At 36.2% G+C, this 2,297-nt stretch carries 3 protein-coding genes; all 3 read right to left on the bottom strand.

The genetic code is table 11. From position 1 onward, the window contains the following. A partial coding sequence (gene cas5, locus RMY64_RS36650) for a type I-MYXAN CRISPR-associated protein Cas5/Cmx5/DevS (RefSeq protein WP_322702687.1) occupies positions 1-608 on the bottom strand: 608 nt, incomplete at its 3' end. Beyond that, positions 605-1,573, bottom strand: coding sequence for a CRISPR-associated protein (locus tag RMY64_RS36645; protein ID WP_322702686.1), 969 nt, complete (start codon positions 1,571-1,573; stop codon positions 605-607). The genes RMY64_RS36645 and cas5, both read right to left, overlap by 4 nt. After that, a partial coding sequence (gene cas8a1, locus RMY64_RS36640; protein WP_322702685.1) for a CRISPR-associated protein Cas8a1/Csx13 occupies positions 1,554-2,297 on the bottom strand: 744 nt, incomplete at its 5' end. The genes cas8a1 and RMY64_RS36645, both read right to left, overlap by 20 nt.

Raw genomic sequence — 2,297 nt, 5'->3', positions numbered from 1 at the left:
AAATCAGGAGGTGGTGAGCTTGGCATTTCCTCAATCCGATACCTCAAAAATCGGGTATTTCTTGACCCCACATGGTCAACCCAATAGGGTAAGGTTAACCTGCCTCGATTATCTCTAATCGCCCACTGTCTCACTCCCTCTAGATAATCGTCCGAGACAAGTTTGATCGTTTTAATCAACTGGTCACTTTCTCCCAAAAATAAACAACCAAACCGTCTTACTAGCTCAGGATGGTCAAACGCTAACTGTATCCTCTCCCTTAAAATTGGTTGTGTCTTCTCCCCGTCAGAACGAACCCATATTAAACACTTGAGATTAGACAAAATTTCTTGATAACAGGGAATAACATTCTCTGGATGGCTAAAATCAGCATTTTTAAACCGTCTCATTTGACGCAAAATTCGCGACTTTTTGGGGCTAGATAACATCGCGATCGCCAATTCTACCCCACAGTGGCGATAGACATTCGTTTCCCCTACCAATGACAACAACATCCCATACACTGTCGCTGGAGGAGGAACAGGATAAGTTTTTCCCATTTCCCTTGCATGGGACTCCCGAAAAGTCGCAAATGGAACATCCAAATAGAGAATTAATGGTGCAATCATTTTGATTCTTCCAAGCCCAAATCTCTTTTAATGACTGTTTTCAAAGCTGCAATCAGTTCATTTCGATTACGATAAATATGCGCTCTGTTAAAAAGAGAATTATCAAAATTATCTAATTGCTGTAACTCCTTAACAATTGTTCCCCCAATCCATAACTTACTAGGGTCAATCTGTCCGCATTCCACTTCATCTATAAACTCTTGTGTAAATTTTGCTTCCTTACTCTTAGGATCGCAATATTCAAAGCAATAGGAAATATATGGAGCAAAATGATTTGTCCATTCAAATACAAAACTATCGGGACAGAAAGGATAATTAAAAATATTACTACTCCCTCCTACCTTGGGCAGATTCATAACCCCATCTATCAAAGGTAAGATGCGCGAAAAATCTTTGAGATGAGTGGCATCAATTCCAAAATAATATTGATATCGAGTTGCATGATATTCTGTAAAATGAAGCGATGTACTATCCTTTTCTCTCCCACTTTTTGCCCCTAACTTGACTGCACCATCATAAGGCGTTAGCGAAACAGCCATATTCATGCCTAAAGCACCCATTCGCTGATTAGGGGTGCTGGCTTTTGTTTGTTTCTTTTTTCTCTTTGTTGTTGAAGTGTCCTCCTCTGTTTCAGCAGACTCTAATAAAGCAAACCCAAAAATATCATCATCATAAAATTGTTCTGGATCGAAATATTCACTTGTTAACCGATTAATATTTTCGTCCTCATCCCAAACTCTATTAACTAAATAACCTTGCTTTTGAAGATAAAAACGTAACGCCCAACGGATTGCACTTGAACCTACAAAAGAATGAATCTTACCATCATTCCAATAACCTTTTTGCAGAGTAGTCTTATTTCCTCGTCTAATGTCATGATTTAAGGACGCTAAACCATAACGAGTGAGGACTGTTCCGTAAAGATAATAATTGGGGATATTATTGTCATTCTTCTTCTGACTCATAATTCACTTCTTCTAATTTTTGATTGTTTGACAATGAACTATCATCCATATTTGTGGGTTTATCTTTGGGTTTATAACTGGCGATCGCTAACAATGACCAAATTCTTATTTCTTGCCAAGGTGATTTTTTAATTAGTAGTGCAATCTCTTCCTGATACTCATTAAAATACTTATTTAATCCCCCTCTTACTAAAAAGTCAGACAAATATTCCTTAAACGACAATTCATCATAACAATAGTTTAGCTCTGCCCTTAATCGTTCAACTTTCTTCTTAATTGGAGGATCTTTCCCTGACTCTGTTTTGGCATAAATTTTAGCAAAGTTGCCCTTCATAGCTTGCTGAAATACCTTAATAAAAATAAGATACTGCTTGTCTTCTTCACTATTCTCTGCCATTATGATGAATCCTTCTCGATTAGAAAATAACTGGTTAAATAAATATTCTTTTGAATCCTCTATCACCAATTTTTCCCAAAAATTAGACCACCAATGGATTCCTTTCACTAAATTATCAGCAATCAGGGAGCGAATCGGATTGACCTTAATAAAAATTTGCTTATATTTAATTATCTGATAATTAGTTTTAAAGTATTTTTGCACCTGTTGATAAGTGATTAAAATATTCTTATCAATTTTAATTTCTTCTATACTCATCAATGTCCGTTGACGAGAAGCTTTATTTGTTTTTTCATATAACCAAACTTGACAAGCTTGATAGTAGCC

This window comes from Nostoc sp. DedQUE08 (assembly GCF_034530895.1).
In the GTDB taxonomy this organism is placed as follows: Bacteria; Cyanobacteriota; Cyanobacteriia; order Cyanobacteriales; family Nostocaceae; genus Nostoc.
Note: the sequence above shows the minus strand (reverse complement) of the source record. Positions and strands in the feature narration are given on the sequence as shown.

Excerpts from the sequence above, each read along its gene's own strand:
- RMY64_RS36645 (WP_322702686.1), bottom strand. The coding sequence starts at position 1,573 with ATGAGTCAGAAGAAGAATGACAATAATATCCCCAATTATTATCTTTAC.